This window comes from Reichenbachiella carrageenanivorans (genome assembly GCF_025639805.1).
GTDB classification, from domain to species: domain Bacteria; phylum Bacteroidota; class Bacteroidia; order Cytophagales; family Cyclobacteriaceae; genus Reichenbachiella; species Reichenbachiella carrageenanivorans.
The window spans coordinates 93,472-118,345 of the sequence record NZ_CP106735.1 but is presented as its reverse complement, the minus strand read 5'-3'; the positions used below and the strand labels follow the sequence as shown (position 1 = coordinate 118,345).

The following is a 24,874-nucleotide window of genomic DNA, read 5'->3' as shown; positions in this document are numbered from 1 at the left end:
CTTATTTCAAATTTTCTCCAGCCTCCAGTACATTCATAGAGTCATAGATCAATATTTTGGACATGAGGTTTTCGCAGTCTGCCATGAATTTTTTGTGAGCTGGTTCTACCTGATACTTGTCTTGCTCTTCTTTGGACCCAAATGTGACAATGAAACAGTACGAATAGGAATTGTCCACCACCTCTCTAGCTGTAAGTGCAGGCACGCCCAAGTGAGCTGAACGAATGTATTCAGACGCTTCGATAAGCTGATTTAACCCTGTTTTTAGCTTGTTTTTGTCGGATTCACTATTTGGGTTTTTCATCCAAATGAGCACGGTGTGTGCAAACTGACCACTGATCATGTCTTTGGTTTTGACTGATTCACAGCCCAATAGCATACATAGGATGAGCAAAGCATAAGGAGTAGTTTTCATCGCGTAGTGTTTTGTTCTTGCTAGGTTTTTGAAATCTAAGTAAGATAGTCATTGCGATTTGAAAATAGTATATCGAGGTAAGGCCTTTGGACGGGAATGAAAAGCAGGGTGTCTTCTGCCTAATATCATATTTATCGGGAGGGATGTTTTTTAATTTTCAATTTCAACCAAATGGCAATGTGAAATGAGAAAATGGATAGCGTTATGTGCAAGTTTGCTCATACTCCATGCGGGTGTGTGTCAAACAGAGAAAATCGATAATGGATACAATCTAAAAGAACATTGTTCCCCTTCGGATTGTAAATACTTTAAGTTCAACAATAATATACTTTTTCCACAAGGAGAAGGTACAGACTGGGAAATGGCTAATGCCGAAATAGCAGTAAAGCAAACGGGAAGCTATATTCTTACAGGAGATATGTATGTGAAAGGAGAGGAAATGGGCGCCGAGCTTAAATTTGAAATAGAATTTTATGATGTCAATAATAAGCTCATTCATACTGTGCAGACTGAGACCATAGAGTACTATTCTGAGCCAGATTATGCAGAACCTATTGTGGTGAGTGGAACCATTTCTCCAGAGCTAGCCAAGGAGATGGATTTTTTAGATTTTCTAATCATCGAGAGCAAAAATCGGCCTTACTATGAATTGACCACGGACTGCTACGGCCCCTGCAACAATTATCAACTCAATGCCTCTATCAAGGCTTTTAAGAAATCTAAATGATGAATTAGTGCTGGGTGAATTTATTCGTGATGAATGCAAGAAACTTACGCAGCATATCGTAATATAATGTCATGTAGAAAAAAGCAGTCATCAGCCATATGATGATGATATTGAAATAGAAGGTGTCTACATGTATATTGCCTAGCACCTTTACAGGTGCATAAAAATGCGCATTGCCTAAATTGGAATCAGGAGTCATATAAATGGGGTCCTTTTTTTGAATCAATTCATCATCGGCTTCGTAGATTTTTTCTATTTCGTCTCTATTGGTTAGCAGATGTTCGAGTGTTTTGTTATGATTTGCATTTTTCAAAGCAAGCAAGCCGTCTTTCCCTATTTTTTCTACCAGTTCATAATAATGAGATTCTCGTTCGGCGACAGCTTCGTCTTTTAGGTTTTTATATTTTTTGCGAAGCAGGTTTAGTTGAGCCATGGTTTGGAAGTGCGAAATCGAATCGTATTGATCTGTGCTCAGATTATTTAGATGATAAAACTGTGTATTGCCGTCTTTGGCTTGCATTTTTTCTAATTCCTTGCGGCAAATGGCTATTTCATGCTGCAAAGCTAGCGACTCGTTGTTCGCTTTTATGTTGAGATAAACCACCTTTAGCTTGGTTTGGATTTTAGGAATGAGGTAGGCAAAGTTATAGCTGGCATCGCTCATGCGCTTGTCATAGTCGAAAAAATGCTTCTCATACTTGTTGTTGCTAAAAAGCTCTACGGCCAGTGCTTCGTAGGCCCATCTCGATACCATTGCATCTCCGATCAGGGGGACATGTTTTTTGTCTCCTACATTGTGATGGAGCTCGTCAAACTTGATCATGGCTCCACCCAGTAGTAGCTGAGGCACGAGAATCAGCGGAATCAAAATGTAAATGGTCACGATGGAATTGAGACCAGAAGAGATGTTGAGGCCGACCATATTGGCAAAACAAGCGGTGGAGAATAAGATCAACCAAAAGTTGAATGTGAGCCCTTGAATCTCCAATAGGGAGTTGCTAAACCACACGAAAAACAACATTTGTACAGCCGATAGACCGAAGAGGTAGAAAATTTTAGAATTGATATAACTGAATCTACTCAAGTTTAGAAATGACTCTCGCTCCAATACTTTTTTGTCTTTGAATATTTCTTCGGCACTGACGGACAGTCCCAAAAATAAGGCCACGACCACGGTCATAAAAAGAAAGACCGGGATGTTTTTGTTTTCACTAAAGATGTATTCTTGTCCTACAGAGTATTTGGATAATATTCCCAGGATCAAGGCCAGAAGAGGAGGCTCAAAGAAGTTGAGAAGGATATATTGCAGGTTGGTTTTTTTGGATAGCAAAATTCGCTGCAAGAAGATATTGGACTGCTCAGCCAAGTTGGGAATCAAGAAGTTAGATGGTGGTAAGGCCGTTTGGTACTTGATCTTTTTGATCTTCGGCTCTATGTTTTCCTTGTATTTATCGTACCACTGTGCGGGTGATATTTTTCTTTTTTTAGTGGCTTCACCTGCTTCGTTGATCTCCTTGGCTTCTATGATGTGGAGGATTTGTTCGGGAATTACATTCCCACATACCCGGCATTCGCTCTCAGCTGCATTCACTTGTGTATTCATGGTTTTGAAATACACCACTGCGTCTACGGGATTGCCATTGTATATAGGATATCCTCCTTTGTCGAGCAGCCAGAGCTTGTCGAATAGTTTGAAAATAGCCGACGACGGTTGGTGAATGATGGCTATGACCAATTTGCCTTTTCTGCTTTGCTCTTTGAGTAGATTCATAACTACCTCAGAGTCCATGGAGGATAGTCCAGAGGTGGGTTCGTCTACGAAGAGTACCGATGGCTCACGGAGGAGCTCAAGGGCAATGTTGAGGCGCTTGCGTTGTCCCCCACTGATAAATTTGTTGAGAGGATTGCCCACTTCAAGGTCTCGAATTTCGTCAATGTCTAGGTCTTCGAGTACTTTGTTGATGGCCATGTCGAGGCGCTTCTTAGAGAAGTCGCTGAAGGACAGCCGTGCATTGAAGTACAGGTTTTGGTATACGGTCAGTTCTTCAAACAAAAGGTCGTCTTGTGGCACATAGCCGATGACCCCAGCGTGCACACATCGAGGGATGCTGTGCCCGTTGATTTTAATCTTGCCCTCAGAGGGTTCTAGCTTGCCATTGAGCAAGTTGATCAATGTAGACTTGCCCGTACCGCTACCTCCCATGATGCCTATGAGTTGTCCAGATTCTTCGTAGAAGCTAAAAGGCTGGATGCCGTTTGAACTATTTTTGAATTGGAACTGCATCTCGTCGCTATGTAGCACGAGGTTTACTTTTTTTAGATCGAGTAGAAAACGCTTACTAATTTCTGATTCATAGATAGGTTCTATGGTGCTGCCCTTGATGATCGACCCAGATTTGAGGATATAAGTCTTGTTTTTGGTGATCTTATTTCCTTCAAGGTATAGGTTTAGTGGGCCATCGTATTGGATTACAAAAGTACTGATGCTTTGTATAAAGAGCACTTTGATCTGACCGAATAGGTTTTCTACATGTATGTGACGAAAATCCGTGATGCCAGGCTCCTTCTTTTTCTTCATCATCCAAGCAATCTCCTCAGGCCATTCGGTCACTTTGTTGTCGATCAGCATGCCATTGGCTTTCGACAAATCCTTAATTTCAGGATCAAGGATAAAGGAAGTGATGTCGTTGATTTCTTGCTTGGGTAGGTTGAAGTTGAGCGCCACCAATTGCATAAAATCGTTTTCCTTGTCGGAAACTTTGCTGTCGGTATTGATCAACTCTACCAATTGTATAAATACAATCACTCGCTCATGCTGCAGTAGTTCTTTGTTGAGCTGCTGACAGATTTTGGTGACTTGTATGATGTTTTTTGTTTCGTTTTCTAGCTCTTCTTCAGAAGAAGAGGCTTCTCTGCGATAAAACTCTACATAGTCTTGGTATAGGTTGAGGTATTGCTCGGCCAGGTCGTGGTTGAGCTGGGCTTCGAGGTAGGGCTCTACGATGATATGACCTGAATCTACTACCTCGTCCTTCACACTTTCAATAATGGCAAACAAGCGCATCAGGGCGTTGATAATCGATTCACTCATAGAGGTATGTCTTTTCGTTTTGGTTTAGAAAATAAATATATAAAAAAAGGCATCCCCATGTATCGGGATGCCTTTTAATTAATTCCTTTTTACGAAATTCTACCTTAGCCGATGATTTCGTTCCTAGTGCTTTCCACGTTGGTTGAAATATCGTTTAGTTGGCCTTCTGTTATCCCAGTCGCAGGGTCAATGCTTTCATAGATGATTTTCATAAATTCCAACAAAGGTCTAACGGACTCGATATCTGGATCGTCCGCATATTTGGTGGCAAATTCGGCCAATTTGTTGGCTGATTTTTTTTGTTCAGCTACAATGTTCAACATTCTAGGGTCGTAATCACTTGAGATGGCCAGCTGACAAGTGATATATACGCCTTCAATCCAACTACCAGCAACTACTAAAAACGACATCTTGTCTTGTCCAGATTTGTTTAGTTCTGTATAGGTATTGTAGAAAGACTTCGTGACGATCAAGATCAATGAATCTTTGTTATCCAAGTTTTTTTCTACTCTGGCTACCATTTCGTCATCGAATACTCCAGGGATCTCCAAACCATCTATCAATGTTTTTGAAGCTTTTAGCATTTCCATGGTTTCTTCTTGACTGTTGTAGGTACAGGCATAACTCAAGTCTGCGCCATAAATCCCTAAATTCAAGGCTTTGTCTCTTTGCGTTTCGTACTTGTCTACATTTTCTACAGGATTGGTGATGTTCCAAACGAAGGCTGCACCTGCATCTTGTAGTAATTCAGTTACTTCAAATGAAGTAGGGATAGGGTATTCAAACTCTTTTTCTACTTTTTCTTTTACATTTTCCAAAGTGGCCTTATCAGCTTCTTCAGATTTCTTACCAGAACTGCAGGCAACCATTGTAGCGGCTAGCAATACAATACTTAGGATATTTAGAATATTTTTCATGGAATAGATTTTTGATCGTATCTCTTAACAAAGGGGGCAATTTAAAAGAATGAATCAGAAAAATAAAGCCAATTGGTTATTTTGATTGACTTGATCCAAATACATAAGCATGCTTTGATGTCTATTATTTACACCATATCGTGTAAAGTAGAAAACAGTGGTATCAAAAGCCTAATAAGGTGCTGTTAGAGGCTGTTTTTGATCCTTTGACACAGCTGTTGTCTGTTGTGATAATTTATTTGTTAGTGGCTTTGTATAAAGCGTCCAACAGTCCATCTTCTTTTTTATCGTTCATCAATTCCCAAAACATGATTCCACCAAGTTTTTTATTCTTGGCATATTGCACCTTGGCCGCTAGCGATTGAGAGTTGTCGTAGGTCACAAACTGTCTTAATGTTTCGCTGTATGCATACGGAGCATGGGTAGTAGAGTCCCAGTATATTTCGAATCCGTTGTCAGCAGAAAGTGTGCTGTCAAGATCAAGGTAGCCAATGCCCTTGAGGAAAGTGCCAGATTGATACAGTCCCTTATTTTCTGCTGGTACATTTTCCCAGATGCGAGCGTAAAATGCGGCACCAATGACCACTTTGCTGAGCGGCACGCCGATGGCGTCTAAATACTGCACTGCAAAATCTGTGGATACTTCCTGATTAGGATTAGCATACAGCGCGGTATGATGGCCAGTCTCTGTGCTGTATCCGTTGATCAAGTCGTATGACATCAGGTTGACGCGATCAAGTAGCGGCATTACCTTGTCCCATTCTACGGACTCTGTTAGGAATTTTTTAAACCCTCCAGCTGCAAAACTTAATTCGTAGTCGTTGCCCATGGCAGTACGGATTGCTCGGACTAGTGCCGTAAAGTTCTGCTTGTCTTCTGGCTTGTAGGCATGACCAGGAAAGCCTTCTATCCCAGGATACTCCCAGTCTAGATCTATGCCGTCAGCATCATAGGTCTTGAGAATATCTACTACTGATACTGCAAAAGCTTGACGGTTTTCTTCGGTTTCAAAGACGGGAGAGCAGGTCTCGCAGCCACCCCAGCCACCAAGGGAGACTAGTACTTTCAAGTCTGGGTATTGCTTTTTGAGTGCAGTGATTTGGAGGAGAAATACACTATCTTCGACGTTATCGATCGCAAGCTTATTGCCTTTCAAATGTAGGAAGCTGTAGATGATCTGATCTAGTTTTTCAATGGGGTACTTGGATATATCGGCCCCATTGCCGCTATAGTATGCGATGATGTCGAGCGATTCGTCGGATGCAGCAGTACTGCTTTCTTGAGTAGTGGTTTCTTTGGGACTACAAGCTGCCCAAAACAGGGCTAAGAGGATTGTTAAGTGTTTTGAGGTATTCATATATAATTTTTTTTTAAAAAAGATGAATAGGGGATTTATCATGCCTTTACCTTCGAAAGGTAAATTATATATGGGGAGACTTAAAAGCTATTCGCTGAATGGAGGGTTTAGGTCTCTGAGCGCACAGGAATGTAATACTCGCGAACAAGGCTATACAAGTCCTGTTCGCGAGTATTAGTTATTCGTCCCAGAGGTTGGCTACGGTGTAGTCTGAACCTGGTTGTGCGAAAAAGGCACCAGTCACATATCTATAATGCTTGTCTAGCGTGCTGATCTGCTGCATGTCTTCGGCAGGCAGTTGTAGCTTTGCTGCTTCTAGATTTTGTTTCATTCTGGCTTCGTTGGTAGACTTGGGTATCACCACTGTATCACGATTGATGGCCCAAGCGATCAGAATTTGTGCTGGCGAACAGTTATGTTTATCGGCGAGTGCTTTGATGATTGGGAGCTCAAACATATCGGGTTCGTTGGCCGCTTTTAGTTGAGCTGCACGGTCTCTAGAGCCAAGTGGAGAGTAGGCGGTCAGAATGATATTTTCCTTGGAGCAGTAGTCTAACAGTGCTTGTTGTTGCAAAAGCGGGTGCAATTCTATTTGATTCACTTCTATCTTGTGCTTCGCTGTTTCGTTGAGGGTACTGATTTTTTTAATGCTAAAATTAGCTACTCCGATGTGTTTAGTTAGGCCTGCATCCAACACGTCTTCCATGCCTTTCCATGTTTCGCTGAGCGGGATGTCTTTTAGACTAACCAGGCCACTGCTGTCTTGGGGAAAGGCGACCTCTTTTTTGTGTGCCACTGGCCAGTGGATGAGGTACAGGTCTAGGTAGTCTAATTGTAGCGATTGTAGCGTAATGTCCAGACATTCTTTTACATCAGTTTGTTTGTGGTGGGTGTTCCAGAGTTTGGATGTGATCCAGAGTTCTTCGCGTTTTACATCTCCAGCTGTGATGGCGTCGTTAAAGGCACTGCCTATTTCCACTTCGTTTTGATAAAAATAGGCACAGTCAAAGTGACGATAGCCTACGGAGATGGCGGTACGGATGGCTTTGTATACTTCGCCTGTTTCGGATTTCCAAGTGCCTAGGCCTAGAGCTGGCATCTGGTCGCCGTTGCTTAATGAGTATGTTTTCATGTTTTTCTTTTTTTAAAGCTACGAGTTTTTAAAAGGCCAAAAAATGGCTAGACACAAAAAAACCTCTTGAGCTAGCCCAAGAGGTTTTGTATGAATTTTTATAATCTATTATTCCGCAGGGAATGATAATGCGAAAGACCACTCACCTCCAACTACTTTAGTACGTGCAGTTTCTGGCTGTACTACCGTAAATGTAGTATTCAACTCAGTAGCAGACACCGCTACAGTCACGTCTGTTGAGCCATCTCTTACAAGCGTTTTACCAGTGTCATCCTTGAAAGTCCATGTACCACTAGCTGGCCATACGTTCGCATTAGCAGATCCGGTAGTAGTATAAGTACCACCATCAACGCCACCATTGAACTTTACTACCAAATTAGACCAGTCTAACTCAGTTGCATCTGTAGGCTCTGATACTGATTTGAAAGATGCTTCACCTTTTGTTAAAGCTTCAGCAATTGCTATAAGCTCGTCTGGGCTTGGCGCTGGATCATCATCGCTACCTCCACAGCTCACTATGGCTACTACGAGTGATAGGAACAGTGAGTACTTTAAAATGTTTGAAAAATGTTTCATTGTTGTTGTGTTTTTTAAAATTTATAAAATCCTAATCTGTCAAAAATATATCTTTTTAGATATTATACCTAAATAACCGTTCTATAAATTCTATTAAAATTTAAAATTGGAATGAGTAGTTCCTTTTTTTAATAAAAATCTAGGTTTACGATGTTTTAGGCGTCTTTTCTTACTATAGTGGCAGTCATTTCACCTTGGCAGACCACTTTGCCTGCTACTTTAGCAGTTCCTTTCATTTTGGCAATACCTCTTCTGATTGGTGCTAGAAGCTCGCACTGAATCTCTAGTGTGTCGCCTGGTAGTACCATTTTTCTGAATTTGAATTTTTCAACACCTAAGAAGTATGCCCAGTAGTTTTCAGGGTCTGGTACTGAAGTGAGTACCAGTATACCACCGATCTGTGCCATCGCTTCTATCTGTAATACACCTGGCATGACGGGATTGTCAGGAAAGTGTCCTTGAAAGAAGGGCTCGTTGAAGGTTACGTTTTTGATACCTGCTACCGTGGTGTCGTCTTTGTAGAAGATCTTGTCGATCAAAAGAAAAGGGTAGCGATGAGGTAATATTTTAGTGATTTGATTGATGTCAAAAGCCGCTGGCATCGTTGGATCATATGCCGGAACTACTGATTCGGATTTTTCCATTCTAATATTATTAACAATTATTTGATTTGATTTGAAGTCGGCAATTTAGTAGAATTTTCTACAAGAATTGAAGGTGCAGGCTAAATTTCGAAGTCCGCTGGCTTGCCGAATAGTGATTGTCTATTCGAGAGGTTGTCTTCTGCTTAGTGTAAGGTTAGTTTTTCAGTAGGGATCAATCCATCTCTGGCCAACAGAAAAAGTGCTTGGTCACAATCTTGCTCATGGCTTTAATGTTTGGTAAATCCGTGGCTTTTACGATGTCTAGTGCGAGTCCTTTTTTTGTGAGTATTTTGATTTTTTGTCCGCTGGATATGTAGGCAGAGTTGCTGATCTGACCAGCGCTGGTGTAAAAAGCTAGTTCCTCGTTTGAAAGTTGAAATCTATGTTGAACTTTGTCTTTCAATGTATCTACCCATTCCTCTAATGGCTTTTCGCTGGCCAGGATGATTTTAAAAATCTTACGCTCGATGAGTTTGGTGCTTAGACCAGACAATACTTTGTCTTCATGCGTTCGCCAAAATTTCATAGATCCCCAAATGTCACTATCGTCTAGTAGCGCAAAGGTGTTTAGTACTTCTGGGTCTTCTTTGAAATGTTTTATCCCGATGTTGCGTTCAAGCAATATCTTCAACGGAGGAGTGGCTTCTATATGTAGACCTTGCTGTGTGAGGTATTTGGCGCGTTTGATCAGGTTGATGAGCATTTCTTCTGCACTTACGGCGGTTTTGTGCAGATACACTTGCCAGTACATGAGCCTTCGGGCACTCAGGAAGTTTTCGATGCTATAGATTCCTTTTTCTTCGACTACTATTTCGTCATCTTTTACGTTGAGCATGTTGATGATACGTTCAGAGCCGATGTGTCCCTCTGAGACGCCAGTGAAATAACTGTCGCGTTTTAGATAATCCAACCGATCGATGTCCAGCTGGCTAGAGACGAGCTGGTGAAAAAACTTGCGGTGGTATTGGTTGGTGAATATTTGCAGTGCCATGTCCAGCGCACCGTTAAATTCCTGGTTGAGCCTTTCAAAAAACAGTACGGAAATTTTCTCGTGTGTGACGTTGTTGAGCAGGTTAAACTCTAGTGTATGAGAGAATGGCCCATGTCCGATATCGTGTAGCAATATGGCAATCAGGCAAGCTTCAAATTCTTGATCGGAAATTTCTACTCTTTTTGATCGCAAGCTATACAACGCTTGCTGCATCAAATACATTGAACCTATAGCGTGATGAAAACGTGTATGCAATGCACCAGGGTAAATGAGTCCCGTGAGTCCGAGCTGTTTGATCTGCCGTAGGCGTTGGAAGTAGGGATGCTCGATGATTTCAAAAATCAGATCGTTGGGTATGGTGATAAATCCATAGACCGGATCGTTGATGATTTTGTTTCTGTTAGTCGTCAAATTGAGATACGATTAGTAGGTAGTTGCGCAGGGTTTCCCTTATTTTGAAACTTCTTTCAAATAGACATTCGAATTATTCAAAGAAATATACAATATGCGAAATTATGAAATATTATGGGCTGATGATGAGATTGATCTTTTAAAACCTCATATCCTTTTTTTGAATAACAAAGGCTATAACGTGACACCTGTCAATAGTGGCTCTGATGCTTTGGACGAAATGAGTCGCAATGTCTTCGATGTGATCTTTCTCGACGAGAACATGCCTGGCCTGACGGGGTTGGAGACCTTGGCAGAAATCAAAACCAGCCATCCGAATGTGCCAGTGGTGATGATTACCAAAAGTGAAGAAGAGCAAATCATGGAGGAGGCGATCGGAGCCAAAATCGCAGATTACTTAATCAAGCCATTGAACCCTAATCAAATTTTGCTTTCGGTCAAGAAAATACTGGACAATAAAAGGTTGGTCACGGAAAAGACCAATATGAATTACCAGCAGGACTTTCGAAACATCAGTATGGCTGTGAATGAAAATCTCGATTTTCAGGAATGGATAGATGTATATAAGAAGATGGTGTATTGGGAACTCGAAATAGACGATACCGAGGAGCGTGCCATGGCCGAAGTGCTTACTATGCAAAAAGACGAGGCCAACTCAGAATTTTGTCAATTTATCACCTCTAACTATGCCAGCTGGCTCAATGACCCGAACACAGAGAAGCCGTTGTTATCACACCGGATCATGAGAGAGCAGGTTTTTCCTCTGTTAGAGGAAAAGAAGCCTGTATTTTTCTTTTTGATTGACAACCTTAGATACGATCAATGGGAGATATTGGAGCCGATCATTTCGGAATATTATAACGTGGAAAAGGAAGTGCCTTTTTATGCAACTTTGCCTACAACTACCGCTTATTCTCGGAATTCTATTTTTAGCGGCATGCTGCCAGACGAAATGGCTAAAAAGCATAGCGACATCTGGATAAGTGAAGATGGAGAAGAGGGCAAAAATATGCAGGAAGAAGAGTTTTTGAGTAGGAATTTGAAGCGTAACAATCATGATATTAGCTTTTCGTACCACAAGATTCTGCAAAAGCAGCAGGGCAGGCAGTTGGTAGCCAATGTGAATAATATGCTCAACAATGATTTGAATGCGATTGTTTACAACTTTATAGATGTACTCTCACATGCACGAACGGATATCAAAATGATCCGAGAGTTGGCACCAGATGAGTCGGCGTATCGCTCGCTTACCTTGTCTTGGTTCAAGCATTCTACCCTATTAGAATTACTTCAGATTCTTTCGCAAAAAGATGTGAAAGTGGTGATCACTACGGATCATGGTACTATTCGGGTGAAGAAACCTTATAAGATCGTAGGGGATAAAAAAACAAACACAAACCTTCGCTACAAAGTGGGTAAAAACCTCAATGTAGACGATACCAGTGGTGTGTTTATTTGCAGAAATCCAGAGGAGCTACATTTGCCAAAAGAAAATGTATCAAGCTCCTATATTTTTGGAATGAAAGATGATTTCTTTGTCTATCCAAATAATTACAATCATTTTGTCAATTATTACAAAGACACCTTTCAGCACGGAGGTATCTCCATGGAAGAAATGATTGTGCCTTTGATACATTTGACACCAAAGAGTTAACAAAACAGTGCAAATACCATTAGCAGACTTGGGTGACATCGATGCGGTGGCTCAAGAAATAATACGATATGCTGGCAACGAAACCATTTGGCTTTTCGATGGAGAAATGGGGGCTGGCAAGACCACTTTGATCAAAGCTATTTGCAAACAATTAGGCATAGTAGACGAGACCAGTTCTCCCACTTTTGCTTTGGTCAATGTGTATGCAGATGCACAAGGGGAAGATTTTTATCATTTTGATTTTTATCGGATAGAAAGTGAAGTCGAAGCGGTAGATATAGGCGCGGATGAGTATTTCTATTCAGGTCGCCCCTGTTTTATCGAATGGTCGGAGAAGATCCCCACGCTCATACCGAGTAAAAACCTAAAAATTAGTATTAACTTAGATGCAGAAAGGAATCGAATAGTGAGCCTAAGCAAGCATGAATAAGCATTTGATGGGAAGCGTATCCGCGCTGGTAGAAGAGTCTAAGTTATATCCTCAAGAGAAGTTGGCGGCTATTCGCTCCACCAATCAATCTTTGAATATTGGTATTCCTAAAGAAAATTCCAAATACGAAAATAGAGTGCCTCTCACTCCCAAAGCCGTAGGTGCACTGACCAGTCAAGGACACCGGGTATTGATGGAGGCTGGTACTGGCGATACCGCCAATTTCTTCGACAAAGAATATACCGATGCTGGTGCAAATATCACTACCAGTGCCAATGAGGTGTTTAAAAGTGATTTGATTCTGAAAGTAGAATTTCCTACCAAAGAGGAGATTGAAATGATGAGCATGGGAAAGACTATCATTTCTACTATCCATGCCGATAAGGACCTGGGTCAGCGTCTGTCCATGCTCAACGACAAAAAAGCGACTGCTATAGGGTATGAATTTATTGAGGATCAAATAGGAGGGCTACCTATCGTACGTGCCATGAGTGAGATCGTGGGAGCAGTGGTGATACCTACTGCTGCTGAGTATCTGACTGCTACACAAGGTGGTATAGGTGTGATTTTGGGCGGTATCACTGGGGTGCCTCCTACCAATGTGGTGATTTTGGGAGCAGGCACAGTCGCCGAATATGCGGCCAGAACGTCTCTCGGGTTAGGGGCAACGGTAAAGGTGTTTGATCGTCATTTGTACAAGCTGCATAGGCTGAAGCAGATCCTTTCGTCTCCTGTATTTACCTCCACTATAGATCAGGTAGCACTCAAAAAAGCACTCATGGAAGCCGATGTAGTGATTGGTGCTGTACGTGCCGACAAAGGCGTACTCAAGAAAATAGTAAGTGAGGACATGGTGAAAGCCATGAAAAGCAGTGCGGTGGTGATGGATGTGAGTATAGATGAGGGCGGCTGTTTTGAGACCTCAAGACCTACCAATCTAAAAAATCCTGTCTTTGAAAAATTTGGTGTGCGACATTATTGCGTGCCCAATATTGCCTCGAAAGTGCCGCGTACGTCCACTAAAGTGCTTAGCAATATTTTCACGCCTATTTTAAATAATATCGCGCATAGTGGAGGAGTGGATCAGATGATATTTGAAAATAAATGGTTTATGAAAGGAGTGTATACCTACAAGGGGTACATGACCAACTATCACTTGTCGCAAAAATTCAAGCTTCGATTTAAAGATTTGAATCTACTCATGGCGGCTCGTTTTTAACCGCCATGAGTATTGTTTTGTCTTTTTAGAGCTGTGCTTCTAGTATGGCTATTTTAGCTTCAGCGTCAGCCTTTTTCTTCCTTTCCATCTCGATTACTTTAGCTGGAGCATTGTTTACAAACTTCTCATTGCTGAGTTTCTTGTCGATGCCCATGATGAAGCCTTTCAGTCTTTTGATTTCCTGAGCAGCTTCTTCTTTCTGGTCTTCTGCATTGGCATGCTCGCCTAACGGGACGAAAAACTCGTTTCTGTTGATGATGAAGCTTGTTGCATTTTCAATCTTGTCGTTCGTTGTCTCAATGGTGTCTACATTGGCCAATTTCTGAATCACTACTGCATGATTGTTGTAAGGATTTTTGTCGCCAGATTTGATAAACAACTGCAAAGCGATTTTTGGAGAGATACCAGCCGAGTTCCTTACATTTCTGATATTGGAAATAATCTCAAATACCTCGGCAGTATGTGCCAAATCTGCTTTATCAAAAGCCTTTACTGTTGGCCATTCTGCTACGATTAGATAATCATCCTTGCTTCTGTCCTTGATGTTTTTCCAGATCTCTTCTGTGATAAACGGCATGAAAGGATGCAATACGCGCATGAGTTGCTCTATAAATTCATTGGCTTGATCTACAGTAGCCTGATCAATCGGCTGCTGATAGTCTGGTTTGATCATCTCTAAATACCAAGAGCAGAAGTCGTCCCAAACCAGTTTGTAGGTAGCCATTAGGGCTTCTGAAAGCCTGAATTTAGAAAAAAGATCGTTGATTTCTTCTAGGGCTTCGTTGAATCGATTTTCGAACCAATGGGCTGCCACTATAGCGGTAGGACTTTGTGGGATGTCTTTCACCTCCCAAGACTTGATTAGCCTAAAGGCATTCCAGATTTTGTTGGAGAAGTTTCTGCCTTGTTCGCAAAGCTTTTCATCAAACAAAAGGTCGTTGCCAGCAGCAGAGCTGAGTAGCATGCCCACACGTACGCCATCTGCACCATACTGATCCAAAAGTCCCAAAGCATCAGGAGAGTTGCCTAGCGATTTGGACATTTTTCTTCTTTGCAAATCGCGAACCATTCCTGTGAAATATACCTTTTCAAATGGTTTGTCTTTACCAAACTCATAGCCTGAGATGATCATACGTGCTACCCAGAAAAAGATAATGTCCCAGCCAGTTACGAGCACTTGAGTAGGGTAGTAGTATTTGTATTCTTCGTTGTCAGGATTTCTAAATCCATCAAAGACAGAGATTGGAAGCAGTGCACTACTAAACCAAGTATCTACCACATCTTCGTCGCGCTTCAAGTCGGCTAATGTCATTTGATCATTGCCCGTATCTTTTTTAGCCATTTCTAGCGCTTGCTCAGGTGTGCGACCTACTGCTACACCGTCTTTGCCATAGTAGTAGGCAGGAATCTGCTGTCCCCACCAGAGTTGTCTAGAGATTGGCCAGTCTTTGATATTTTCGAGCCAATGTTTGTAGGTGTTTTTGAATTTTTCAGGAAAAAACTCGATGTTGTCGTTCATTACGTTCTCCAAAGCAGGAGTAACGAGTTTTTGCATGTCTACAAACCATTGCAAAGAGAGCTTAGGCTCTATGGCGGTATCGGGATTTCTTTCTGAAAATCCGATCTTGTGTCTTAGGTTTTCGGTCTTCACCAAACAGCCCAAGGCCTTCAGTTCTTTAGTGATTTGTTTGCGAGCACTTTCTCGGGTTTCCCCAATGTAGAATTGTGCTTTTTCATTGAGTGTACCGTCATCATTTAGAATGTCGATGGTTTCCAAGCTGTGTTTTTGACCTAAATCGTAGTCATTGGTGTCGTGTGCAGGGGTTACTTTCAAGCATCCCGTCCCGAATTCAATATCTACATATTCGTCTTCGATAATCGGGATTACACGATTGACTAATGGTACAATGGCTTTTTTGCCTTTGAGGTGTGTGTATCGTTCGTCGTTGGGGTTGATGCAGATTGCAGTGTCGCCTAGGATGGTTTCTGGACGAGTAGTAGCAATTGTTACAAATTCGTCAGTTCCTTCGATGGCATACTGTACGTGATAAAGAGCCGCGTCTACATCGCGGTAGATGACCTCTTCGTTGGATATTGTGGTTTGGGCAGTAGGGTCCCAGTTCACCATTTTATAATCTCTATAGATAAATCCTTTTTTGAAGTAGCTGATAAATACTTCTTCTACGGCATCTGAGTTTTTTTCGTCCATCGTGAAAAATGTACGGTCCCAATCACAAGAAGCTCCCAGTCTTTGTAGTTGATTTAGGATGATACCGCCATATTTTTCTTTCCATTCCCAAGCGTGGGATAAAAATTCTTCTCTAGTCAGATCAGATTTTTTGATTCCCTGTTCTCGTAGCATGCCTACTACTTTGGCTTCTGTAGCTATAGAGGCATGGTCTGTGCCAGGGATCCAGCAGGCTTCTTTGCCTTCCATTCTAGCTTTTCGTATCAGTACATCTTGAATGGTGTTGTTGAGCATGTGACCCATGTGTAACACGCCAGTTACGTTGGGTGGTGGGATTAGGATGGTGTAAGGCTCTTTGTCAGGGTTGGGTTCTGAGTGAAAAAAGCCTTTATCTAGCCATTCTTGGTAGATTTTTCCTTCAACTTCTGCTGGGTTGTATTTTGTAGAAATGGACATTGCTCGTCATTAAAAAAATTGAACGGCAAAATTATAAAAAAACGTCGCATGGTCACTTTTTTTAAGTGCTAATATCAGGTCTTAATTTAGGGGACAAATAAAAAGAGACCGTTTCAAATGGTAAGTCCTTGGTTGAACTAGTCATTTGAAACGGCCTCTCGGTCGCTTTATAAATTTTGTATTATGCTTTTGCTGGGACTTCCTCTTCTTCTACACCATTGATCTTGTTGCGAATGCCTAGCTCCATTTCGTCCATTAGCTCTGGGTTGTCTAGGAGTAGGGTTTTTACCGAATCACGACCTTGACCTAATTTATTTCCCTTGTATGAGAACCAAGAGCCTGCTTTGTTGATGGTGCCGAGCTCCACGCCGAGGTCAATGATCTCGCCTACTTTGGAGATACCTTCTCCATACATGATGTCGAATTCAACTACTTTGAATGGAGGGGCTACTTTGTTTTTTACTACTTTGACACGAGTCCTGTTGCCTAGAATATTGTCCGCACTTTCTTTGATCTGTCCGATTCTTCTAATGTCAAGCCTTACAGAGGCGTAGAATTTCAACGCATTACCACCAGTAGTGGTCTCTGGATTGCCAAACATGACACCGATTTTTTCACGAAGCTGGTTGATGAATATACAGGTACAGCCAGTCTTGTTGATGGCTCCTGTTAATTTTCTTAATGCCTGACTCATGAGTCTCGCTTGGAGCCCCATTTTGCTATCGCCCATTTCTCCTTCGAGCTCAGCTTTAGGTACTAGTGCTGCTACGGAGTCAATCACAATAATGTCTATGGCGCCTGAGCGTATCAAATGCTCAGCAATCTCTAAGGCTTGCTCCCCATTGTCTGGCTGTGAGATGAGTAGGTTTTCTGTGTCGATACCAAGTTTTTCGGCATATCCTTTGTCGAAAGCGTGTTCGGCATCGATAAATGCAGCCATGCCACCTTGTTTTTGCGCTTCAGCGATACAGTGTAGGGTAAGTGTGGTTTTACCAGAAGACTCAGGTCCGTAGATTTCTACAATTCGACCTCTTGGTATACCGCCTACACCGAGTGCGATATCAAGACTTACAGATCCTGTAGGGATGGATGGGATGTCGATCACACTTTCGTCTGATAATTTCATCACAGCACCCTTGCCATATGATTTTTCTAGTTTATCTATGGTTAGCTGGAGTGCTTTTAGTTTTTCAGCATTGTCGCTCATAAGGAGATGGTTTTTCAGGTTCTATTAAATGATGGGCAAGTTATTTTAAAATTGTGATTATTGATATAATCCTGCCGTTACATTGAGTATAATAATTTTAGCAAATATAGAAGAGTTGTTGAGATGTTTAGTAGTTTTTGCTAAAAAAATTAGTAATATACTTTCTGAGTAAAATTAACGCAGTAATTGTACCCTTATGCGAATGAGGAACGTATTTTTGATTTTATCGAATAGATAGAGAATTATGAGACGAGCGTTCAAAAAGGGGGTTATTGCCATTGTTGGTTTGATAGTGTTTTGGGTTTGGGTAGAGAGAGAACTGTTGGCTTATCTAATAATGCAGGGTAGGGGGCAGGTAGAGATATTATGGCAGGCGAGAGATATTGTGGAGGTCTTGGAAGATGAATCTGTAGACCCTGAGATCAAAGGTAAAATTCTATTGGTTGATGAGGTCAAGGCATTTGCCGAGCAGCGATTGGGGTTGGAGTCGGCAGGGCTATATACTAAACTATACGACCAGCAAGGAAAGGATATTTTGTGGAACTTGTCTGCTTGTGAACCTTATGAGCTTCGGTCTGTGGAGTGGCGTTTCCCTATTGTGGGAAGCGTGTCTTACAAAGGTTTTTTTGATTTGGCTAGTGCCCAGTCAGAGCAGCAAGCGCTGGAAGCAAAAGGGTTAGATACAAGAATTCGCTCAGTCAATGCTTGGTCTACTTTAGGTTGGTTTTCAGATCCTATCTTGTCAAAGAATTTGAAAAGAAGCGAGGGGAGTGTAGCCGAATTGTTTATCCATGAAATTACCCATGCCAATATTTTCTTGAAAGACTCTCTGACTTTCAATGAAAATTTAGCGTCTTTCATTGGTGAGGAGGGAGCAAGGCTTTTTTTGGTGGATCGGTACGGAAAGGATCGTGAAGCGTATCAGGTCTACGTGGAAGCAGCGCATGATGCACAGCTTTTTGTTGGTCATTGCTTGAATGGAGTGTCGGAATTGACTCACTTGTATGCCTCGTTTGATGATATGATGTCAATAGAAGAAAAGTCTCAAGCTAAACAAGTTTACCTGTCTAATTGGGTGGCACGTTTGGATACGATTCCGTTTTTTGATAATGTTCGATACCAAGGTCTATTTGAGGATGTCTTGCCAAATAACGCCTTTTTTATGGCTTTTGAACGGTACGATTCGAAGAAAGAGAATTTCAAAAAGCAGTTAGAGACTAGTTTTAAAGGCGATTTGGCTGCTTTTGTCACTTATTATAAAATGCAAAATTGAGGAGCTTTGATTATATTTCCCGTGTATTAAATAATTGTTATGTCTTGCCAGATAGCCGTGTTAAGTAATTAATATTTGGAAATTTGCAGGAAGAAATTATTAATCTAAACTTCACATTTATAAGTTAATCACTTTCTAATAATATGTCAGGGAATAAAAAAATCCTAGTAGTAGATGATGAAATAGATATTTTGGATCTCTTGAAATACAATCTAGAGAAAGAAGGATATCAAGTACAAGTGGCGGATAATGGGATAAAAGGCGTGGAAATCGCTCAGACATTTATACCTGATTTGATTCTGTTGGATATTATGATGCCTGGTCAGGACGGGGTAGAGACCTGTAGGCAACTGCGTGAAGTAAAGTCACTTTCGAATACCTTCGTGTTGTTTTTGACAGCTCGAGTAGAAGAATATTCAGAAATCGCAGCTTTCGATAGTGGGGCGGATGATTACCTCACCAAGCCGATTAAACCACGAGCCCTGTTGAGTCGCATCAATGCCATTTTTAGGCGTTCTAAAAAGGATGTGGATGTCGATGAGAAAATTGTAGCAGGAGATTTGGTGATAGATAGGCAGAGCTATGTCGTTACACAAAAGGATCGTGATTTGACCTTACCGAAAAAGGAATTCGAATTATTGTTCTTTTTGGCGCAGCATCCAGGTAAGGTGTTTAGTAGAGATGACCTCTTGATCAATATTTGGGGTACAGATGTATTTGTATTAGCCAGGACGGTTGATGTGCATATTAGAAAGGTACGTGAAAAAATAGGTGATGGCTATATTTCAACTATCAAAGGCGTGGGATACAAATTTGAGCTCGACTAATCTTCTTGAATGTTGCTAAATTCTAAAGGACTGGCACTTGTATTAGCTGCAAGTATTGCAGTGATCATTACAGGCAGTTTATTGTTGGTGCCGGATTTACCCTCATTTGTCTTGTGGCTGGTGCCCATTATTTGCTTCGGTACGGGCTATATTTTAATCAATGTAGTATTGGAATTTTTGTTTTTTAAAGAGTTGAGAAACATCTATGACATGTTTGGTAAAATCAGAAATAACGATTTGGCCACAATCAAGCCCAAACGAACCTATGGTCATAGTTCGCTCAATCAAATTCAACAGGAAATCTATTCTTATGCCCATGTCAAGCAATCCGAAATTGAGGAGCTCAAGCAGATGGCGAAGTTTCGACGTCAGTTTCTTGCAGATGTCTCTCATGAGTTGAAAACGCCCATATTTGCAGCACAGGGGTTTGTACATACACTATTAGATGGAGCAATAGATGATAAGTCTATTCGAATGAAATTCTTGAAAAAGGCAGCCAAGAACCTAGATGGACTGGACGCCTTGGTGCAAGACCTACTCACCGTATCTCACATGGAGGCAGGAGATATTACGATGCACATGGAGCCTACCAATATTTGTGAGGTGGTAGACGAAATATTTGATCAATTAGAAGAAAGGGCAGCAAAAAAAGGAATCACGCTAAAACTAGAAAGTGGAGGGCAAGATAAAATATTGGTCTTGGCAGACAATCAGCGCATACATCAGGTGTTTGTTAATTTGGTTTCCAATGCGATCAAGTACTCAGATGAAAACGGGCAAGTAGTAGTGACACTAGAGCCTACGGGTAAGAAATTGGATATTACCGTAAAGGATAGTGGAATAGGGATCCCAGCCGAACACTTAAATCGCATCTTCGAACGGTTTTATCGCGTGGATAAAAGTAGGTCAAAAGCACAGGGAGGTACTGGGTTAGGACTTTCCATTGTCAAGCACATTGTAGAAGCACATATGAGCGAGGTCAAAGTCGTGAGTCATATCGGAGAAGGATCTTCTTTTAGCTTTGAGCTAGAGCGATACCAGTCACAATAGATTTCTAACCTTCATTCCTTCTTTTTTTAAATTCATCAGTACCTTGCATTATGAAGAAGAATGCATGGAAAGCAGATGACATGATCGTCTATGACGACGAAAATTATACGATCATCAATAAACCCTCACTTTTATCTACATTGGAAGATCGAAACGATGGGGATAATGTGCTGAGCCTATTTCGGGCAATCAATAGTGAGTATCAGGTTTGTCACAGGCTAGATAAAGAGACCAGTGGGGCCTTACTTCTCTCCAAAAATGAAGAGGCTTACAAGTCAGCAGCCATGCAGTTTCAAGAAAGAACAGTAGAAAAAGTATATCATGCTTTAGTCAAAGGCAGATTCATGAATGAAGTCATTCAAGTAGATGTGCCATTGCGGACATCAGGTTCGGGGCGAGTGATTTGCGACAAGCGAAACGGTAAAGAGGCCGTTACAATATTCAGAGCCAAAGAGTTTTTCAAGGACTATACCCTGATAGAGGCCAAACTACTGACAGGTCGCACCCATCAAATTCGCGTGCATCTATCATATCTCAATTTTCCGATATGTGGTGATCGTTTGTACGGTGGAGAGCCTATTTTTCTGTCAAGCATGAAAAAAGGGTTTAAAAGGAAGGAGGAATTTGAAGAACGACCGCTTTTTGATCGAGTAGCGCTTCATTCGTATAGCATAAAACTAACAAACGTTAATAAAAATATTATTTCGAAATCGTGTGATTATCCAAAGGATATGGAAGTAATTATGAAAAAACTTAATAAGTTCAATAAGTATTAAGAAAAACGAAAAATAATCTACTATAAGATGCATTTTGTGAAATGTCGCCAAACACCTTGAGACTTCAAATATTGGTAATAAAGTTTCATAAATGTTATCAAAATAGTAATATTGCCTTTACTATAGTTGTCAGTATTGAGACTTTAGCAATTTCGATGCAGGCAATTCATTTTTTTTGAAATAAAGAATTAAACCAACTTCGAGCATAGTTATGTGAGAGGATTTTTTATTTTAATTTTTTAACTAAACCATATTTTATTATGAGAAAACTATTACTGATTTTCTTGTTCGTGTCAGGGCTGGTAGCACAGGCCTCTGCTCAGGACAGGACGGTTTCTGGTAAAGTGTCGTCTTCGGAAGACGATTCCACACTGCCAGGCGTGACAGTTGTACTTAAGGGTACAACGACCGGTACCACTACCGATTTGGATGGTAACTATAAGTTATCAGTTCCTTCAGAAGGTGGAATTCTAGTTTATTCTTTTGTGGGGCTTGCTACGCAAGAGGTTGAGATTGGCGCCAGAAGCGTAATTGACCTAGTCATGCAGCCAGACGCAGAGCAATTGAATGAGGTAGTTGTAACTGCCTTGGGTATTTCTAGAGAAAAAGCTTCTTTGGGATACTCTGTTCAGGAAGTGGATGGATCTGACGTGAGTACTGCCAAAGAAGGTAGTTTCATTAGCTCATTGTCAGGTAGAGTATCTGGTCTTCAAATTAAAAAATCGAACTCGATTGGAGGCTCTGTAAATGCCGTGATTAGAGGATCAAACTCTTTCACAGGAAACAACCAAGCACTATTTGTAGTAGATGGTATTCCTATCAGTAACTCTAATCTTAATACATCTACTCAAACTAGAGGAGGTGGAGGCTATGATTATGGTAATGCAGCATCAGACATCGATCCAGAGACAATTGAGTCTATTTCTGTATTGAAAGGAGCTACTGCAGCAGCACTATATGGTTCTGATGCAGCTAATGGTGTAATCATGATTACAACCAAAAAAGGTTCGAGAAAGCAAAACGGTATAGGGGTCAATGTAAACCACTCTACTACTTTTTCTACTATCGACAGAAGTACATTTCCTAAATATCAAACAGAGTACGGACAAGGATATGGTCCATACTACGGATCCACTGGTGGATTTTATGATGAAGATATAGATGGAGATGGTGTTAAAGACGAATTAGTTGTGCCAGCAGGAGAAGATGCTTCTTTTGGAGCGGCTTACGATCCTAATTTGATGGTGTACCAATGGGATTCGTTCTATCCAGAATTGGATACTTATCAGCAGCCAAGTCCTTGGGTTGCCCCAAAAGATGGAGCTGATTATATTTTTCAGACTGGTGTAGCTAATATCACAAGTGTAAACCTACAAGGGGGTAGTGAATTAGGAACAGTACGTTTGGGGTATACTCATGATGATCGTACAGGTATTTTACCAAATAGCCAAATCACAAAAAACATCATTGATTTTAACGCGACAATGAATTTGTCTGACAAACTATCTATCGACGGTAAGGCGACTTATTCTAGGATAGAAGGTAGAGGTAGATACGGTACTGGATACGATGGTAAAAACGTAGTACAGGGTGTGAGACAATGGTTTGGTACTAACGTAGACATGCGTCAGCAAGAGCAGGCATATGAGTCTACTGGTAAAAACATCACATGGAACCCTAATGGGACTGGAGATACAAGACCTCACTATTTTGACAATCCTTTCTTTGTTTTCAATGAAAACTATGAGACAGATAAGAGAAATAGGTTCTTTGGTAAATTCCAAGCAAACTATCAGATCACTGATTGGTTGAAAGCAATGGCTAGATTCGGAGTAGACTCTTATTCAGATCTTCAAGAAGAGAGAATGGCTGTTGGTAGCTTGGATCAAGCGGAGTATGAAAAATATCAACGTACTTTCGAAGAATACAACAATGATTTTATGTTGTCATTCGACAAAACTTTTGACAAGCTTTCTGTAAGAGGTCTTGTTGGTTTTAGTATCAAGGATAGAAAAATTATTTCTTCTAGAGCCGAAACAAATGGTGGATTGGTAATTCCAGGTGTTTATTCGTTGAGTAACTCTGCAAGTGCGTTAGAGCCACCTGTTGAGCAAGACATTCATGTGAAGAAATATGGTTACTATGGTCAGTTATCTTTGGGTTACCAAGGTATGCTGTACTTAGATGCAACCGCTCGTGTAGATCAGTCTTCTACGTTGCCGTCTGATCATAACACATACTTGTACCCATCTGTGTCAGGTAGCTTCGTATTCAGTGAGTTAGTAGATGTGCCTGCTTTGAGCTTTGGTAAAGTAAGATTAGGATTTGCAAGTGTACGTGGTGATGCTCCTTCTTATAGTGTAGCTAACACATATCAGGCAGCAACTCCATTGGATGGTGTACCCATGTTTTATGTTGGTGGAAATGATTTGATTGCTGATACGTCAAACAATCCAGATTTGAAACCAGAAAAAACAGACGAATTAGAATTAGGATTGGAACTTAAGTTCTTAGACAATAGAGTAGGCGCAGACATTTCGCTTTATAAGAAAAACACTGTTGATCAAATTCTACCAGTACAAATTTCTTCAGCTTCTGGATTTAACTATAAGTACGTGAATGCTGGTGAGATGGAAAATAAAGGGATTGAGTTGAGCATTTTTGCTGAGCCTGTTAGAACAGGTGATTTCTCTTGGAGAATCAATGCAAACTGGGCAACTAACAGAAATAAAGTTGTTTCATTGTATGAAGATGGTGAAAACTTATTGATCTTCTCTGCTTGGTCTACAGCGATCAATGCTAGAAAAGGAGAAGCCTATGGTTCTATCACTGGTACTGATTTCGTTTACCAAGATGGCCAAAGAGTAGTAGGATCAGATGGCAAATACCTAATGACTGAATCTACCAATGAAATACTTGGTAACATTCAACCAGATTGGACTGGTGGTATCAATAACACTTTCAGCTACAAAGGGTTGAGCTTTGGATTCTTGATTGACATGCAAAAAGGTGGAGACATTATCAGTTATGATATGGGCTTTGGTTTGGCTACTGGATTGTATGCTGAAACTGCAGGTCTAAATGACTTGGGTAACCCACTCAGAGATCCTGTGACAGGAGATGATACATCTGGAGGAATGCTTCTGTCTGGAGTGAAAGCAGACGGTTCTCCGAATGATGTAAGAGCCGCTGCAGGTACTTACACTAACCCTCAAGGATTTTATGGAGGATCTAGAGATACAGGAGGTTCTTTAGCAGATGCTGGTTTATTGTATGATGCGTCTTATGTGAAGTTGAGAGAGATGTCTCTTACTTATAACCTACCTTCATCTATGCTAGATAACTTATTTATCAGCAAAGTATCTGTAGGTGTATTCGGTAGAAATCTTTGGATTATCCACAAGAACTTGCCTCACTCAGATCCTGAGTACAATACAAGTTCTGGTAACAGACAAGGCATCCAAAATGGTGCATTGCCTAGTACAAGAGAATTCGGTTTCAATGTAAACTTCCAATTCTAAAATTAGATAGAA

General features: G+C 41.0%; 18 protein-coding genes and 1 pseudogene. 9 read left to right on the top strand and 10 right to left on the bottom strand.

Features of this window, described 5'->3' with window-relative positions:
• Window position 1: 1 nt before the first annotated feature.
• Window positions 2-415: a Dabb family protein gene (locus N7E81_RS00475; RefSeq protein ID WP_263051315.1), complete on the bottom strand. Its 414-nt coding sequence runs from the start codon at window positions 413-415 to the stop codon at window positions 2-4.
• Window positions 416-599: 184 nt separating this feature from the next.
• On the opposite strand from N7E81_RS00475, the gene N7E81_RS00470 reads away from it, so the two are divergent.
• Window positions 600-1,142 (top strand): hypothetical protein, encoded by a 543-nt coding sequence (locus tag N7E81_RS00470; RefSeq protein WP_263051314.1) that lies wholly within the window; start codon window positions 600-602, stop codon window positions 1,140-1,142.
• 4 nt (window positions 1,143-1,146) lie between these two features.
• On the opposite strand, the gene N7E81_RS00465 is transcribed toward N7E81_RS00470, so the two are convergent.
• From N7E81_RS00465 to N7E81_RS00435, 7 genes and pseudogenes are all read right to left on the bottom strand, one after another.
• Window positions 1,147-4,233, bottom strand: coding sequence for an ATP-binding cassette domain-containing protein (locus N7E81_RS00465; protein WP_263051313.1), 3,087 nt, complete (start codon window positions 4,231-4,233; stop codon window positions 1,147-1,149).
• Window positions 4,234-4,337: 104 nt separating this feature from the next.
• Window positions 4,338-5,150, bottom strand: a complete 813-nt coding sequence (locus N7E81_RS00460; protein WP_263051312.1) for a hypothetical protein — start codon at window positions 5,148-5,150, stop codon at window positions 4,338-4,340.
• 235 nt (window positions 5,151-5,385) lie between these two features.
• Entirely contained in the window at window positions 5,386-6,507 is a 1,122-nt protein-coding gene (locus N7E81_RS00455; RefSeq protein WP_263051311.1) for a glycoside hydrolase family 18 protein, read from the bottom strand.
• Between the two features lie 178 nt (window positions 6,508-6,685).
• On the bottom strand, window positions 6,686-7,639 hold the full coding sequence (locus tag N7E81_RS00450; RefSeq protein WP_263051310.1) for an aldo/keto reductase: 954 nt from the start codon (window positions 7,637-7,639) through the stop codon (window positions 6,686-6,688).
• Between the two features lie 108 nt (window positions 7,640-7,747).
• On the bottom strand, window positions 7,748-8,215 hold the full coding sequence (locus tag N7E81_RS00445) for a hypothetical protein (RefSeq protein WP_263051309.1): 468 nt from the start codon (window positions 8,213-8,215) through the stop codon (window positions 7,748-7,750).
• A gap of 155 nt (window positions 8,216-8,370) precedes the next feature.
• Window positions 8,371-8,838, bottom strand: a pseudogene (gene fabZ / locus N7E81_RS00440) (3-hydroxyacyl-ACP dehydratase FabZ); the annotation flags it as partial.
• A 193-nt stretch (window positions 8,839-9,031) separates the two neighbouring features.
• Complete coding sequence (locus N7E81_RS00435; protein WP_263051308.1) at window positions 9,032-10,261, bottom strand: HD domain-containing protein; 1,230 nt, start codon at window positions 10,259-10,261, stop codon at window positions 9,032-9,034.
• 94 nt (window positions 10,262-10,355) lie between these two features.
• On the opposite strand from N7E81_RS00435, the gene porX reads away from it, so the two are divergent.
• From porX to N7E81_RS00420, 3 genes are read left to right on the top strand one after another with little or no spacing between them, the layout of a single operon-like run.
• Window positions 10,356-11,915: a T9SS response regulator signal transducer PorX gene (porX, locus tag N7E81_RS00430; RefSeq protein ID WP_263051307.1), complete on the top strand. Its 1,560-nt coding sequence runs from the start codon at window positions 10,356-10,358 to the stop codon at window positions 11,913-11,915.
• 7 nt (window positions 11,916-11,922) lie between these two features.
• Complete coding sequence (tsaE, locus tag N7E81_RS00425) at window positions 11,923-12,345, top strand: tRNA (adenosine(37)-N6)-threonylcarbamoyltransferase complex ATPase subunit type 1 TsaE (protein WP_263051306.1); 423 nt, start codon at window positions 11,923-11,925, stop codon at window positions 12,343-12,345.
• Entirely contained in the window at window positions 12,338-13,564 is a 1,227-nt protein-coding gene (locus tag N7E81_RS00420) for an alanine dehydrogenase (RefSeq protein ID WP_263051305.1), read from the top strand. The genes tsaE and N7E81_RS00420 overlap by 8 nt, the downstream gene beginning before the upstream one ends.
• Before the next feature lie 25 nt (window positions 13,565-13,589).
• On the opposite strand, the gene N7E81_RS00415 is transcribed toward N7E81_RS00420, so the two are convergent.
• Complete coding sequence (locus tag N7E81_RS00415; protein ID WP_263051304.1) at window positions 13,590-16,208, bottom strand: valine--tRNA ligase; 2,619 nt, start codon at window positions 16,206-16,208, stop codon at window positions 13,590-13,592.
• A 181-nt stretch (window positions 16,209-16,389) separates the two neighbouring features.
• A complete protein-coding gene (recA, locus tag N7E81_RS00410) occupies window positions 16,390-17,415 on the bottom strand; it encodes a recombinase RecA (RefSeq protein ID WP_263051303.1) in 1,026 nt (341 codons plus the stop codon).
• Window positions 17,416-17,659: 244 nt separating this feature from the next.
• Between recA and N7E81_RS00405 the strand changes: the two genes are divergently transcribed.
• The 5 genes from N7E81_RS00405 to N7E81_RS00385 all read left to right on the top strand — a co-directional run bounded on the left by N7E81_RS00405 (window position 17,660) and on the right by N7E81_RS00385 (window position 24,862).
• Window positions 17,660-18,688 (top strand): aminopeptidase, encoded by a 1,029-nt coding sequence (locus N7E81_RS00405; RefSeq protein WP_263051302.1) that lies wholly within the window; start codon window positions 17,660-17,662, stop codon window positions 18,686-18,688.
• Between the two features lie 143 nt (window positions 18,689-18,831).
• The gene (locus N7E81_RS00400) at window positions 18,832-19,515 is read left to right on the top strand and encodes a response regulator transcription factor (protein WP_263051301.1); all 684 of its coding nucleotides are present in this window, start codon (window positions 18,832-18,834) and stop codon (window positions 19,513-19,515) included.
• A 9-nt stretch (window positions 19,516-19,524) separates the two neighbouring features.
• Entirely contained in the window at window positions 19,525-20,565 is a 1,041-nt protein-coding gene (locus N7E81_RS00395; RefSeq protein WP_263051300.1) for a sensor histidine kinase, read from the top strand.
• A gap of 50 nt (window positions 20,566-20,615) precedes the next feature.
• Window positions 20,616-21,341, top strand: a complete 726-nt coding sequence (locus tag N7E81_RS00390) for an RluA family pseudouridine synthase (RefSeq protein ID WP_263051299.1) — start codon at window positions 20,616-20,618, stop codon at window positions 21,339-21,341.
• Between the two features lie 260 nt (window positions 21,342-21,601).
• Window positions 21,602-24,862, top strand: coding sequence for a SusC/RagA family TonB-linked outer membrane protein (locus N7E81_RS00385; protein WP_263051298.1), 3,261 nt, complete (start codon window positions 21,602-21,604; stop codon window positions 24,860-24,862).
• Window positions 24,863-24,874: the final 12 nt, after the last annotated feature.